Annotated in this window: 15 protein-coding genes; 5 read left to right on the top strand and 10 right to left on the bottom strand. The window is 63.8% G+C overall.

Annotated elements, in window-relative coordinates; translation table 11 throughout:
- Positions 1-57: 57 nt before the first annotated feature.
- From flgJ to flgB, 9 genes are all read right to left on the bottom strand, one after another.
- Positions 58-984 carry a flagellar assembly peptidoglycan hydrolase FlgJ gene (gene flgJ / locus IFT60_RS08775; RefSeq protein ID WP_192051579.1) on the bottom strand — a complete coding sequence of 309 codons (927 nt, stop codon included), beginning with the start codon at positions 982-984 and terminating at the stop codon, positions 58-60.
- Between the two features lie 12 nt (positions 985-996).
- The gene (locus tag IFT60_RS08770; protein ID WP_192051578.1) at positions 997-2,061 is read right to left on the bottom strand and encodes a flagellar basal body P-ring protein FlgI; all 1,065 of its coding nucleotides are present in this window, start codon (positions 2,059-2,061) and stop codon (positions 997-999) included.
- Positions 2,062-2,071: 10 nt separating this feature from the next.
- Positions 2,072-2,719, bottom strand: a complete 648-nt coding sequence (locus IFT60_RS08765) for a flagellar basal body L-ring protein FlgH (protein ID WP_192051577.1) — start codon at positions 2,717-2,719, stop codon at positions 2,072-2,074.
- A complete protein-coding gene (flgG, locus tag IFT60_RS08760; RefSeq protein ID WP_192051576.1) occupies positions 2,716-3,498 on the bottom strand; it encodes a flagellar basal-body rod protein FlgG in 783 nt (260 codons plus the stop codon). The genes IFT60_RS08765 and flgG overlap by 4 nt, the downstream gene beginning before the upstream one ends.
- Positions 3,499-3,562: 64 nt before the next feature.
- Positions 3,563-4,303 (bottom strand): flagellar basal-body rod protein FlgF, encoded by a 741-nt coding sequence (flgF, locus tag IFT60_RS08755; RefSeq protein WP_192051575.1) that lies wholly within the window; start codon positions 4,301-4,303, stop codon positions 3,563-3,565.
- Between the two features lie 180 nt (positions 4,304-4,483).
- Complete coding sequence (locus IFT60_RS08750; RefSeq protein WP_192051574.1) at positions 4,484-6,007, bottom strand: flagellar hook protein FlgE; 1,524 nt, start codon at positions 6,005-6,007, stop codon at positions 4,484-4,486.
- 43 nt (positions 6,008-6,050) lie between these two features.
- Positions 6,051-6,743 (bottom strand): flagellar hook assembly protein FlgD, encoded by a 693-nt coding sequence (locus IFT60_RS08745; RefSeq protein ID WP_192051573.1) that lies wholly within the window; start codon positions 6,741-6,743, stop codon positions 6,051-6,053.
- 22 nt (positions 6,744-6,765) lie between these two features.
- A complete protein-coding gene (flgC, locus tag IFT60_RS08740) occupies positions 6,766-7,167 on the bottom strand; it encodes a flagellar basal body rod protein FlgC (RefSeq protein WP_192051572.1) in 402 nt (133 codons plus the stop codon).
- A gap of 5 nt (positions 7,168-7,172) precedes the next feature.
- Positions 7,173-7,595, bottom strand: a complete 423-nt coding sequence (gene flgB, locus IFT60_RS08735) for a flagellar basal body rod protein FlgB (protein ID WP_192051571.1) — start codon at positions 7,593-7,595, stop codon at positions 7,173-7,175.
- Positions 7,596-7,754: 159 nt separating this feature from the next.
- Between flgB and flgA the strand changes: the two genes are divergently transcribed.
- The 5 genes from flgA (at position 7,755) to IFT60_RS08710 (ending at position 12,262) form a co-directional block, all read left to right on the top strand.
- The gene (gene flgA / locus IFT60_RS08730) at positions 7,755-8,447 is read left to right on the top strand and encodes a flagellar basal body P-ring formation chaperone FlgA (RefSeq protein WP_192051570.1); all 693 of its coding nucleotides are present in this window, start codon (positions 7,755-7,757) and stop codon (positions 8,445-8,447) included.
- Positions 8,448-8,575: 128 nt separating this feature from the next.
- On the top strand, positions 8,576-8,881 hold the full coding sequence (flgM, locus tag IFT60_RS08725) for a flagellar biosynthesis anti-sigma factor FlgM (protein ID WP_192051569.1): 306 nt from the start codon (positions 8,576-8,578) through the stop codon (positions 8,879-8,881).
- Positions 8,882-8,887: 6 nt separating this feature from the next.
- The gene (locus IFT60_RS08720) at positions 8,888-9,355 is read left to right on the top strand and encodes a flagellar protein FlgN (protein WP_192051568.1); all 468 of its coding nucleotides are present in this window, start codon (positions 8,888-8,890) and stop codon (positions 9,353-9,355) included.
- 529 nt (positions 9,356-9,884) lie between these two features.
- Positions 9,885-10,898, top strand: a complete 1,014-nt coding sequence (locus tag IFT60_RS08715) for a M35 family metalloendopeptidase (RefSeq protein ID WP_192051567.1) — start codon at positions 9,885-9,887, stop codon at positions 10,896-10,898.
- A gap of 251 nt (positions 10,899-11,149) precedes the next feature.
- Positions 11,150-12,262, top strand: a complete 1,113-nt coding sequence (locus IFT60_RS08710; RefSeq protein WP_192051566.1) for a M35 family metalloendopeptidase — start codon at positions 11,150-11,152, stop codon at positions 12,260-12,262.
- Between the two features lie 37 nt (positions 12,263-12,299).
- On the opposite strand, the gene IFT60_RS08705 is transcribed toward IFT60_RS08710, so the two are convergent.
- On the bottom strand, positions 12,300-12,791 hold the full coding sequence (locus IFT60_RS08705) for a hypothetical protein (protein WP_192051565.1): 492 nt from the start codon (positions 12,789-12,791) through the stop codon (positions 12,300-12,302).
- Positions 12,792-12,796: the final 5 nt, after the last annotated feature.

The following is a 12,796-nucleotide window of genomic DNA, read 5'->3' as shown; positions in this document are numbered from 1 at the left end:
CTGTTCTTCTACGGCAGCAATTGAAGAAACTTGAGCATTAATTACTGCCTGTTATTCTTATGCCAACGAGTGCTTGATGATCTTCGACAGCTTGGCGCCGTACTGCGGATCGGTCGCATAGCCGGCACGCTGCAGGCCGTGCGCAAAGGCGGAGGCGTCGCCGGCGTGATCCAGCACCTTTTCGTAGCGCGGGTTATTCGCGATCATGCGCGCGTAATCCTTGAACGAATCGGCCGGGGTGTCGTAGGCGCGGAACTTCTCCACCTTCTGGCGCGCGTGGCCGTTCACGTATTCGGTGGTGACGGCGGTGGCGACCTTCCCTTTCCAGTTCGGGCCGGCCTTGATGCCGAACAGGTTGTTCGAATTGCTGCCGTCGCTGTTCCTGATCATGCGCTTGCCCCAGCCGGTTTCCAGCGCCGCCTGGCCGAGCATGAACTTGGCCGGCACGCCGGTGACGGCTTCCGCCTCGGCCGCGTGCGAACCGAGCTTGTCCTGGAAGGCGCGCACGTGCGGCGCCTGGGTGCGGCCGCTGGCACTGAGGCCGTTGGTCTGGGCGGCGCCTTCCAGTCCTTTCAAGGGAGCGGACTGCTTCTGCAGCATTGGAATGTCGATCATGCTGGCAGCACCATTCGTACCGGCGGCACCATCAGCACCGCCGATGGCCAGCGCCTTGGCATCGTTCTGCGCGGACAACTGGCGCACCAGCACGTCGGCCAGGCCCATGCCGCGCTTGGACATGTTCTGGCTCAGCTGCTGGTCGAGCATCGAGGTGAACATCTTGGTCTGCTGGTTGTCCATCAACCCTTCCGACGGCGTGGCGTCGCGCATGCTCTTCATCATCTGGTTGATGAACAGCGCCTCGAACTGCTGGGCGGCGCCGCGCGTGGCCTCAGCTGAGCCGGCCTTGGCCGAACGCTTCAGGTTGCCGAGGCCCTGGGTATCGAGCGCGAAGCTGCTGCCGACGTCGGTGCGGGAAGGAGTCATCGACATGGCGGCTTAGATGATTTCGAGTTCGGCGCGCAGCGAACCGGCGGCCTTCAGGGCTTGCAGGATGGCGAGCAAGTCTTGCGGCGTGGCGCCGATCGAGTTCATTGCCTTGACGACTTCCGCCAGCGAGGCGCCGCTTTTCACCAGCAGCACCTTGCCCGGGTCTTTCTTGACTTCGACGGCGGTGCTTGCTGTGGCCGGGTCGGAACCGACCGTCACCGACAGGTTGCCGTGCGAGATGGCGCAGGTGTCGAGTTTGACGGCCTGGTTCATCACCACCGACCCGGTGCGCGCGTTCAGGATCACCTTGGCGGCAGCCATGGCCGGCTTGACCTCGACGTTTTCCATCAGCCCGATGAAGCTCACACGCGCATCCGACGACGACGGGGTGCGCACACGGATCACGCGGCCGTCGAGCGCGGTGGCGGTGCCGACGCCGAACTGGTCGTTCAGGGCGCTGACCACGCGGCTGGCGGTGGCGAAATCGGTCTTGTTCAGTTCCAGGCGGATCTGGTTGTTTTCGCCCAGGTTCGAGGCGACCGCCTTTTCGACGGTGGCGCCACTCGAGATCTTGCCGACCGACAGGTGATTGACCTGCACCTGGGCGCCGCCGGCGGCCGCGCCGACACCGCCGACCAGCACGTTACCCTGCGCCATGGCGTACACCTGGCCATCGGCGCCGTGCAGCGGCGTCATCAGGAGGGTGCCGCCGCGCAGGCTTTTCGCGTTACCCATCGACGATACCGTGATGTCGAGGTTCTGGCCCGGCTGGGCAAAGGCCGGCAGCGAGGTCGTGACCATCACGGCGGCGACGTTTTTCAGCTGCAGCTGCCCGGTCGGCGGCAGGTTCACGCCCTTTTGCTGGAGCATGGCAATGATCGACTGCACCGTGAACGGGGTCTGGCTGGTCTGGTCGCCGGTACCGTCGAGGCCGACCACGAGGCCGTAGCCCGACAACTGATTCTCGCGCACGCCGGCGATGCTGGCCATGTCTTTCAGGCGCTCAGCGTGGGCGGCCGGGGCGATGGCGGTCAGGGCGGCGCAGAGGGCCAGCAGCGGAAAAGCGAAACGCATGGTCATTTCCTTAGAACGGCAGCAGGGACTGGAAGAAGCGCGACATCATCGAATTGACTTCGGCGCGGTCGATACGGCTGTTGGTACGGTATTCGACGCGAGCGTCGGCCACCAGGGTCGAGGACACGATGTTGCCGTTCTGGATCGTGTCGGGGCTGACCAGACCCGAGAAGCGGATGAACTCGATGCCCTTGTTCATGGCGACCTGCTTTTCGCCGGCGACGATCAGGTTGCCGTTCGAGAGCACTTCGGTCACGGTCACGCCGATGGTGCCGGTAAAGGCATTGCTGGCGCTCTGGTTGTCGCCGTCGGCGAACTTGATGCCGCCCTCGGTGGCGACGTTCGCGCCCAGCTTCGACTGCAGCGGACCCGGCAGGCCGAAGCTGGCGCTGCCCGACTTGTTGCCCGAGCTGGTGCCGGCCTTGTTGGCCGAGGTTTTTTCCACGATGTTGATCGTCAGCAGGTCGCCGATCTGGCGCGCGCGGCGGTCTTCGAACATCGGGCGGTAGCTGCGGGCGTTGTAGATCGCGCCGTCGCTGGGTGGCGCCAGCTCGGCCAGCGCCGGACGCGCGCTGCGCGTTTCCTGCACGATGGTGCTGGGGGTGACGGCGCAGCCGGTCAAGACGGCCAGGATGATCGAAAAAATCAGTGTTTTCATAGCTGGGACAGTTTCGCAAGCATCTGGTCGGAGGTGGTGATCGCCTTGCTGTTGATCTCGTAGGCGCGCTGGGTCTGGATCATGTTGACCATTTCCTCGACCACGTTGACGTTCGAGGTTTCGACAAAACCCTGCATCAGGACGCCGGCGCCGTTGGTGCCCGGGGTGTTCGCGTTCGGGTTGCCCGAGGCGGTGGTTTCCAGGTACAGGTTTTCGCCTTTCGATTCCAGGCCGGCCGGATTGACGAAGGTCATCAGCTGGAGGTTGCCGATTTGCGTGGTGGCGCTGGTGCCGGCGACCTTGACCGAGACTGTGCCGTCGCGGCCGACCGTGATCGATTCGGCATTTGCCGGCACGGTGATCGGCGGCTGCACCGGGTAGCCGCTGGAAGTGACCAGGGTGCCGTTGGAATCGGTCTGGAAGGAGCCGTCGCGGGTATAGGCCTGGGTGCCGTCGGGCAGCATGACCGGGAAGAAACCCGAACCGTTGACCATCACGTCCTTCGAGTTGCCCGTTTGCTGAGGGTTACCCTGGGTGAAGATGCGTTCGGTCGAGACGGCGCGCACACCGGTGCCGAGCTGCAGGCCGGAGGGCAGATTGGTTTGCTGCGAGGATTGGGCGCCGGGCTGGCGCACGGTCTGGTACAACAAATCCTCGAACACCGCACGCGAACGCTTGAAGCCGTTGGTGCTGACGTTGGCGAGGTTGTTGGTGATGACGTCGAGGTTGGTTTGCTGCGCCTCGAGGCCGGTCTTGGCGATGTACAGCGAACGAATCATGGGTTTCTCCTATGGGCAGTAGCCGAGAGCCACCGCGTATAGGAGAATTATGCTGGAGAAACACTTAATTCAAAGCAAGGATCTGACTGGCTTTCGCGGCGTTATTCTCGGCGTTCTTCATCAGGCTCATTTGCGTTTCAAAAGACCTTGCCAGGCCGATCATTGACACCATGGCATCGACCGCATTCACGTTGCTGCCCTCGAGCGCGCCGCCGGCGACGCGGATCGCCGGGTCGGCCTGGGCCGGTGCGCCGTCCTTCAACCGGAACAGGCCGTCGTCGCCGCGCACCAGGTCTTTTTCGGGCGGATTCACCAGTTTGAGACGGCCAAGGATGACCGGCGCGGCCGGGCGTTCGGCATTCGAGACGGTGGAAATGGTGCCGTCGCCGCCGACGGTGACGGTGACGTCGGGCGGGATCGTGATCGGACCGCCCTCGCCCGCGATGGTCTGGCCGCCGGTGGTGGTCAGCACGCCGTTCGGGCTCATCTGCAGGGCGCCGTTGCGGGTATAGGCCTCCGTGCCGTCGGGATTTTGCACGGCGATCCAGCCCGGACCCTTGATGGCGACGTCGAGGTCGCGGCCGGTCAGTTGCAACGGCCCGGATGAAAAATCGGCGCCGACGGTGTTGTTGACCACGAAGGCACGGGTCGGCAAGCCTTCGCTCTGCACCGGCACGGCGCGGAAGGTATCAAGCTGGGCACGGAAACCTGTGGTATTCAGGTTGGCCATGTTGTTCGAGGTCGTGGCCTGCTGCTCGAGGATGTGCTTGGCGCCGGAGGCGGCGGTGTAGATCAGGCGATCCATGTTTTTCCTTATCGTACCGTTGTCAGGCGTTTCGACATGCTGCTGTAACGCGTGGGCTCGGGAGCGGTGCGCCGCCCGGCCCACCCTACGTTACGCCGCTGCCAACAACTAACGGTGGTGCACGTAGGGCGGGCATGCCCGCCATTACCGGTTGAACCCCGGCGAACTCAACCTACGCGATTAACGCATGCTGACCAGCGTCTGCAACACCGAATCCTGCGTCTTGATCGTCTGCGCATTCGCCTGGTACACGCGCTGGGCGGTGATCATGTTGACCAATTCCGCCGTCAGGTCGACGTTCGAGGTTTCGACCGCCGACGACTGCATCACGCCGAAGCTGCCCGAATTCGGGGTGCCGATCAGCGGCGTGCCCGAATTGGCCGATTCGGCCCAGGCGTTGTTGCCGAGCGGTTCGAGGCCGTTGGTATTGGCGAAGTTCGCCAGCACGACCTGGCCCAGCGGCTTCGACTGGCCGTTGCTGTACTGGCCGAGGATGATGCCTTCCTTGCCGATCGAGAAGCGCTGCAGGTTGCCGGCGGTGTAGCCATCCTGCACCAGTTTCTTGTCGCTGGTGGCGCTGCCATACTGGGTGGTGCCGGTATAGGCCAGTTCCATCGACTGGGTCGGCTCGGCGCCGGTGGACGGGAAGATCGGCAGGGCAACCGTGAACTTGCCGCCGTTGGCCGTGGTCGCCGCGTTCAGCGCGCCGTTTTCGTCGAAGCGCAAGGTCCCGATTGGTACCGCGGGCACTTTCACCGACGCGGTGATCGCCTTGTCGACCAGCTCCGGGGTGTTGCCCGCCACGCGCGCCGCGTCGCCGCCGGCGGCCACGATCGCCGCTTGTGTCGCCGCATCGGCACCGGCCGTGCCGGCCGCGCCGGCAACCTTGGCCGATGCAGCGGCGGCATACGTGGCCAGTGCCGAGGCAATCGTCGCGGCTACCGGCGGGATCGCCTTGGTGGCCGTCTCCCAGGCGGCGCGCGCCGTGCCGACCGCGGCGTCGCCCTGCGCGGCCTGCGCCACTTTCAGGTTGGTCACTTCGGTGCCATCGTTGGCCGCATACACGTCCCAGGTACCGGAGCCGTTTTTCACGTAGAAGGTCGACAGCACGTGCGGATTGCCCAGCGTGTCGTAGACGTCGACCGGCGACTGCTTGTTGTAGCTGTTCGGATCGCTTGCGTCGAACGGCGACACGACCGGGGCGGCCACGCGCGAGTCGAGGTTCATCTCGAGACCGACCTTGGTGGTCGCGACCGGTTTCAGGTCGCCGGTGCTGATCTGCACGGGCATCGGTGCGCCGGCCAGGATTTCGCCGCTGGGGCCGGTGCTGTAGCCGGTCAGCTTCGCGCCCTGGGCGTTGGTCATGAAGCCGTCCTTGTCGAGCGCGAACTGGCCATTGCGGGTGTACTGCACCATGCCGGAGGAGACCGTGCGGAAGAAGCCCTGGCCATTGATCGCGACGTCGAGCGAATTGTTCGACGATTCGATATTGCCCTGGGTGAACTGCTGGGCGATCGTCGAGACCTTGACGCCGATACCGGCCGTGACGCCGCCGGCGCCGTTGAGCGAACTCGCATACACGTCGGCGAACTGCGCCTGGGCGCCCTTGAAGCCGACGGTGCTGGCGTTGGCGATGTTGTTACCGATGACGTCCAGCGATTTGGCTGCGCCGTTCAAGCCGCTCAGGCCTTGTTGGAAAGACATGTGGAACTCCCAGATTTAATAAGATGCGGTATGGCGTAAGGAATTAGAGAACTTGCTTGATGTCGGCCAGGGAGATCGCGCCCTTGCCTGCGAGGTTCAACTTGACCCCGTCTTTCGTATTCGTGCTGACGCTGGCGACCGTGTCGAGCGTCAAGGCCTTGACGTCGGTCAGTGGCTGGCCGGCGAGCGTGGCGGCGATGCGGAACGAGTAACGGCCGTCGGCCAGCATGGCGGCGTCGACGCTGTCGCTGGTGCCGTCCCAGGCCAGCGGCATGGCGCCGGCTTCGGCCGCGCCGAGGTCGATCGTGGCCACGTCCTTGCCGGTGCGCGGATCGGTGACGATCACCTGCACGTTGTCGGCGGCGGTGGCGAGATCCACGCCGAACACCGACTTGCCGCCGGAGAGGTTCAGGGTATTCCCCTCGACCAGCACGCCGTGGCCGATCAGGTTGGTCGCCTGCATCGACTCGCTCGACTGGTAGCTCGACTTCAGCGTTTCCAGCGTTTCGTTCAGCTTGTTTACGCCGGTCACAGTTTGCAGCTGGGCCAGCTGGCTGGTCACCTGGGCATTGTCGAGCGGGTTCAGCGGATCCTGGTTCTTGAGCTGGGTCACCAGCAAGGTCATGAACTTGTCGGTGTCGGCCTGCACGCTGTCGGTCGACTCCTTCCTGGTGGCGTTCATGGTCGACATCAGGTCGGTGATCGAGGTGCCGCCGGTGGCGTTTACAGTGGTCATGGGGGTGTTTGCTTAAATTGGATTATTGGCCGAGCGTCAGGGTCTTGAGCAGCATGCTCTTGGCCGCGTTCATCGTTTCGACGTTGTTCTGGTAGGAACGCGAGGCCGACAGCATGTTCACCATCTCGTCCACCGGATTCACGTCCGGCATCGACACATAGCCCTTGTCGTCGGCCATCGGGTGCTTGGGGTCGTAGACCTGCTTCATCGGCGACGGGTCGTCGACCACTTCCTTGACCTTGACGCCGGTGCCGCCGGTCTGCATCGGCACCGCCTCGAACACGACCTGCTTGGCGCGGTAGGCTTCGCCGGTGCTGGACGTCGCGCTGTCGACGTTGGCGAGGTTGCTGGCGACCGTATTCAGGCGCTGGGCCTGGGCGCTCATGGCCGAGCCAGAGACGTTGAAGATATTGAAGAGCGACATAATGGTTACTGTCCGTTCTGGATCGCCGCCATCAGGCCGCGGATCTGGTGGTTGATCATCGTGATGCCGGCTTCGTAGCGCAGCGCGTTGTCGGCGAACTGGTTGCGCTCGACGTCCATGTCGACCGTATTGCCGTCGACCGCGCCCTGCACCACGCCGCGGTACAGTACCGGCGTGCCATCGGGCAGCGCCTTGCCGTCGGCGGCCGGCTGGATGTGGCCTTTATTGGTAGCCGCCAGCGGATTGGCCGCATTCGCATTCGTCTTGGCCAGTGCGCCCTGCATGGCGCTGGCGAAATCGATGTCGCGCGCCTTGAAGTTGGGCGTGTCGGCATTGGCGATATTCGACGCGATCAGTTCCTGGCGCTGGGCGCGCAACGACAGCGCGGATTCGTTGAAGCGTAAGTAATTATCGAGTTTGCCGATCATGCCGCCTCCGGGCCGATTTCTTGTTGGGACAGGCTGAATCATACGTTTGGGCAACACTAGCCCATCGAAGGATCAGGCCCCCCAATACCCCCCTTATTCAAAGTTTCGCTACGGCATCACTCGACCTAAGATGGCAGCCATTACGAAAGGCTGCTCGTCATGTTCAAGAAGCTCAAGCTGTTCTCTTTCCTGTTGTTGGCGGCGCCACTGGCGCTGGCGCAAACGGGTGCGCGCCAGGACGGTGCCGCCTTGCGCAAACTCGCCGAAAACTATCTGCAGGCGCAAAGCGCCGGCCTGCCGGGCAAGGTCACGATTAAAGTCGGCGCGGTCGACCCGCGTCTGGCGCTGGCCGCTTGCCCGGCGCCGGAAGCTTTCCAGCAGCCGGGCGCGCGTCCCTGGGGCAAGACCACGGTCGGGGTGCGCTGTACGGCGCCCGTGTGGAGCCTGTTCCTGCAGGCGCAAGTCAACGTGATCGCCGATTACGTCACCGCTGCCGTGCCGCTGGCCCAGGGCCAGCCGATCGATGCCAGCCAGCTGGCGACGATGCAGGGCGACATTGCCGCCATGCCGAACGGGATCATCACCGACATGGCGCAGGCGATCGGGCGCACGCCGACGGTGTCGCTGCCGGCCGGCACGCCGCTGCGGCTGGACGCCTTGAAATCGAAACCGGTGGTGCAGCAAAACCAGGCGGTGCGCATCGTCTCGCGCGGCGAGAATTTCTCGGTGTCGGGCGAAGGCAAGGCGATCGGCAATGCCGGCGAAGGGCAAATCGTGCAGGTGCGCACGCCGCGCGGGGCGATCATCAGCGGTACCGCCAGGAATGGCGGGATTGTCGAAGTGGCACTATAAAGCTGCTGCTGGCTTGTTTTTTTGAAAAACCTTCCCTGATTAGGGTTCTGCGCTAAAGTTTGCAGGCAAACCGCCGTTACACACTGCAGATCCCGGAGTTCCTGCTCCGAACAGAGAAGGATAATGCTGTGAAAATTAACGATACCCTCAAAGGGGCGCAAGCCCAGCAGCTGACGAACACCACGGCAGCGAACGCCAAGCAAGCCGAAAAGGCGGCGGCCACGGCCACCGCGGCGCCGACCGACAGCGTACGCCTGTCGTCGCAGGCGCAGGCAGCCAGCGGCGCCTCGAGCACCGCGCAAGTGTTCGACGCCAAGAAAGTTGAACGTATCAAGCTTGCGATTGCCGATGGGCAGTTCCAAGTCAATTCCGAACGAATCGCGGACGGTTTATTAGACACCGTGCGCGACCTGCTCCATTCACGTAACCGATAAGAACCGATGACCCTTCCGCACGCCACCCTCACCTCTGAACACGAGCGCATTGCCGCGCTGGTCGACTTGATGAAGCAGGAACAGCAATTGCTGGTGGCGGCGGACGCGGACGCATTGGGCGAACTCACGCCGCGCAAGGTAGCCCTGGTGCAGGAGCTGGCGCAACTGTCGCGCCAGCGCCATGGCGCCCTCGGCGCCGCCGGCTTTATCGCTGCCGAAGCGGGCATGGAACCCTGGCTGGCCGCGCGTGGCGACGATGCCGCCCGCGCCGCCTGGTCGCAGCTGCTGGCGGCGACCGCCGAAGCCAAGGAACTGAACCGCGTCAACGGCATGCTGCTCAACCGCCAGATGGCGCATAACCAGACGGTCTTGAATGCGCTGCGCACGCCGGCGGCGGCGCCGGAATCGACGCTGTATGGGGCGAAGGGGCAGACGTTTGGTAGCGCGCCGTCGCGGCGGTTCGTGCTGGGGTGAACCGCGTTTGCTTTCTGGATAACGGCCGCCGATGCGGCCGTTGTTGTTTCTGTCGGCTGGGGGATGCTCAAACCCGTAAGGTGGGCGGCTATACCTTGACGCGTGATTGCCCGCTGCCTGGATGCCGCCCACGCGTTCAAACGCACGCTGAAACTTCGCGACAGATCACTGGCTGGTTGAACGCGTGGGCGGCGCAGACGTGCCTGGTTCGCACCCTGAGGAGGTGGAGCCGCCCACCTTACGGGTCTGCGCATCGTTCTCGAAACTGGCTGTGTGGAGGGCAATCTGACGTAGCCCGTGTCGATTTTGTAGGGTGGGCGCCCCGTGCCCACGCGGTACGGGCGTCTGCCCTTGGCCTGCTACCGTGAATGATTACCGAGCGATGCATCCCCGCAACGGACTGTTGCATACACACGTGAACGCGTGGGCACAGGGCGCCCACCCTACGATACATTGCCGCAACGCAAGCATCATCTCTGCCACACAGCGGAAAGTATTCCTGATTGTCATCCACTGACGGAGGAATCCCATGGTCCGCACCACCCTCGCCACCCTGCTGCTCGTCTCTACCCTGCCCGCTCACGCCGACATCGCCGTCACCATCACGCCCGAGCGCGCGATGCTCGGCAAGCGCGACGAGGTCATGGTCAACGTGACGCTCACCAACACCGGCACGGCGCCGGAACGCATCCTGAAAGCCCGTACCCCCTTCGGCCCGGCCGAATTCCCGCTGTTCGAGATCACGCGCGACGGCCAGCCGGTGCGCTATCTCGGGCGCGAGGTGAAACGCCGCGTGCCGGTCGAGGCCGATTACCTAGTGCTGGCGCCGGGCGAAAGCCGCAGCGCGCGGGTCGAACTCTCGCGTTCCTACGACATGGCGGCCACCGGCGCCTATGCGGTCCGCTACCGCGGCACGGCGTCCGCGCTGAGTCTAAAAACCGGCGCCATCATGTCGAATACGGCCGCGCTCTTCATCGAAGGCCGCCTGCCGCGCGGCGCCAGCATGCCGCTGCTGGCCGCCCCCGCCGGGCCGGGACTCTCCTACGCGCAATGCTCGAACGCCCAGCAGGACACGATCGCCGAGGCGGTCGCGGCCGGCAGCGCGATGGTGGCCAACGGCCTTGGCTACCTCGGCAGCGGCAAGGAGCAAGGCCAGCGCTACACGAACTGGTTCGGCGCGCTCGACGCGGCGCGCCAGGCGACGGTCAACAAGAACTTCGCGGCGATCAGGGATGCCTTCGAGACCAAGCCGATAAAAGTCGATTGCGGCTGCGATGAGGATTATTTCGCCTATGTTTACCCGTTCCAGCCGTACACGATCTACGTCTGCAATGCCTTCTGGACCGCGCCGATGACCGGGACCGACTCGAAAGGCGGCACCATGCTGCACGAGATGAGCCATTTCGACATCGTCGCCGGCACCGACGACCACGTGTACGGCCAGCAAGGTGCGGCCGAGATGGCGCGCACGGCGCCGCAACGGGCGATCAACAATGCCGATTCGCATGAATACTTTGGCGAGAATTCGCCGCCGCTGAATTAACGGTCGATTTAACACTCGTCAATACGCGCTAGCACGAGGCGGCAAAGAAATCCAGCACTACTTGAAGAGAATGCATCATCGTGACTTTTTCGCCAAAGAAAGTCACACACGATTCGATTTGTATTGCTGAGAGCTCATGAATTCGCCAGTATGGAACGCGTTTTCCTTGGATTCAAAACAGGTTTCTTGGGAAAACGTGGAGAAAAGATGGCCAAACCGGCCACGACAAACACCATACGGAGAAGACACACATGAGCTCTAACAGCATCTGGAAGTCGGCATTCGGTATCGCAGCACTGACCCTCGCCGTCGGCGCGCAGGCAGGATCGAACGGCGTGAAGGTGGACCTGGTTCTGGACAAGGCCGCGCTCGGCCCCAGCGACGACGTGTATGTAAAAGTTACCCTTACCAACACCTCGTCGGTCCCGCAGTACGTGCTCAAGGCACGCACGCCGTTCGAGGGCTTGTCGGCCCCGCTGTTCGACGTCACCCGCGACGGCGCGCCAGTCGCCTATACCGGCGCCCTGATCAAGCGCGGCAAGCCGACCCAGGCCGACTACTACCTGCTCAAGCCGGGTGCCTCGCACACGGTGAAGGTCGAGCTGTCGTCGCTGTACGACATGAGCGTCAGCGGCGACTATGCGATTGCTTACCGCACCGCCTCGCCCGACCTGTTCCTGTCCACCGACAAAGGCGCCGCCGCGGCCCGCGCCACGTCAGCGGTACGCGACCTCGGCGAGCTGCAGTCGCAAGCGGCCCAGGTCTACATCGAAGGCCGCCTGCCGCGCGGCGCCGAATCGCCGATCATGCAGGCGCTCAAGCAGGGCAACGCCGGTGGCGGCATGGCGACCACGCAAGGCCTGAGCTATGCGTCCTGCACCGCCTCGCAGCAAAGCACGATCGCGTCGGCCATCTCGGCCGCCAAGACGATGAGCAACAGCTCGGTCACCTACATGGCCAAGACGACGATGGGACCGCGTTACACCAAGTGGTTCGGCGCCGTGAACTCGTCGCGCGTGGCGACCGTCAAGGCGAACTACAGCAAGATCAAGAACGCCTTCGACAACCAGAACGTGGTGGTCGACTGCAGCTGCAAGGACAGCTACTACGCCTACGTGTACCCGACCCAGCCGTACCGCATCTATGTGTGCAACGCGTTCTGGTCGGCGCCGATGAGCGGTACCGACTCGAAAGGCGGCACCCTGGTGCATGAGATGAGCCACTTCGACATCATCGCCAACACCGACGACAACGTGTATGGCCAGAGCGGCGCCGCCAGCCTGGCGATCAGCAATCCGGCTGCGGCGGTGAAGAATGCCGACAACCACGAGTACTTTGCCGAGAACAGCCCTGCGCTGAACTAAAACCGAAGGCCGAAGATCCCGGCGTGTCGGGATCTTCTTATTTCAGGGTGGCGATAAAGGAGACGGGCCGCGCGGGAAACTCGACCGGCTTGTCGAGCTGTTTCACGTCCGCCAGCACCGGACCGGTGTAGCCGATGTTGTAGTTGTGGCGGCCCCTGGCGAAGGCATACGTGTTGGTGATGTCGATCGTATTCGTCAGCATCTTGCCGGGTGCGAGCGGCTGGTAATCGGCGGCGGTGAGTGCGGCGCGCTTGACCATCTTGCCGGTATAGGCGATCGGCTTGCCGCCGGCGTCGCGCAGGTCGAAGCGCGCACCCGTCAATTCAGTTCCCGCCGCCATTTCGCGCGGCAGCCAGACCGTGGTCTTGCCCTGGTTGGTGAACGTCATTTCCACCAGCACCTTGCCGGGTGGCGTCTTGATGTCCATGCGGTGTTTCACGCTCACGGTCGGTTCTCCGGCAGCGCCCGCAAACGCGGGCAAGAGGCTCGCCGCGCCCAGGGCGGCCAGCAGGATGATTCTGCGCTGCATACTCA

It is taken from the genome of Massilia sp. CFBP 13721 (assembly GCF_014842025.1).
GTDB lineage: Bacteria > Pseudomonadota > Gammaproteobacteria > Burkholderiales > Burkholderiaceae_D > Telluria.
This window is presented reverse-complemented; position numbering and strand designations above follow the sequence as displayed.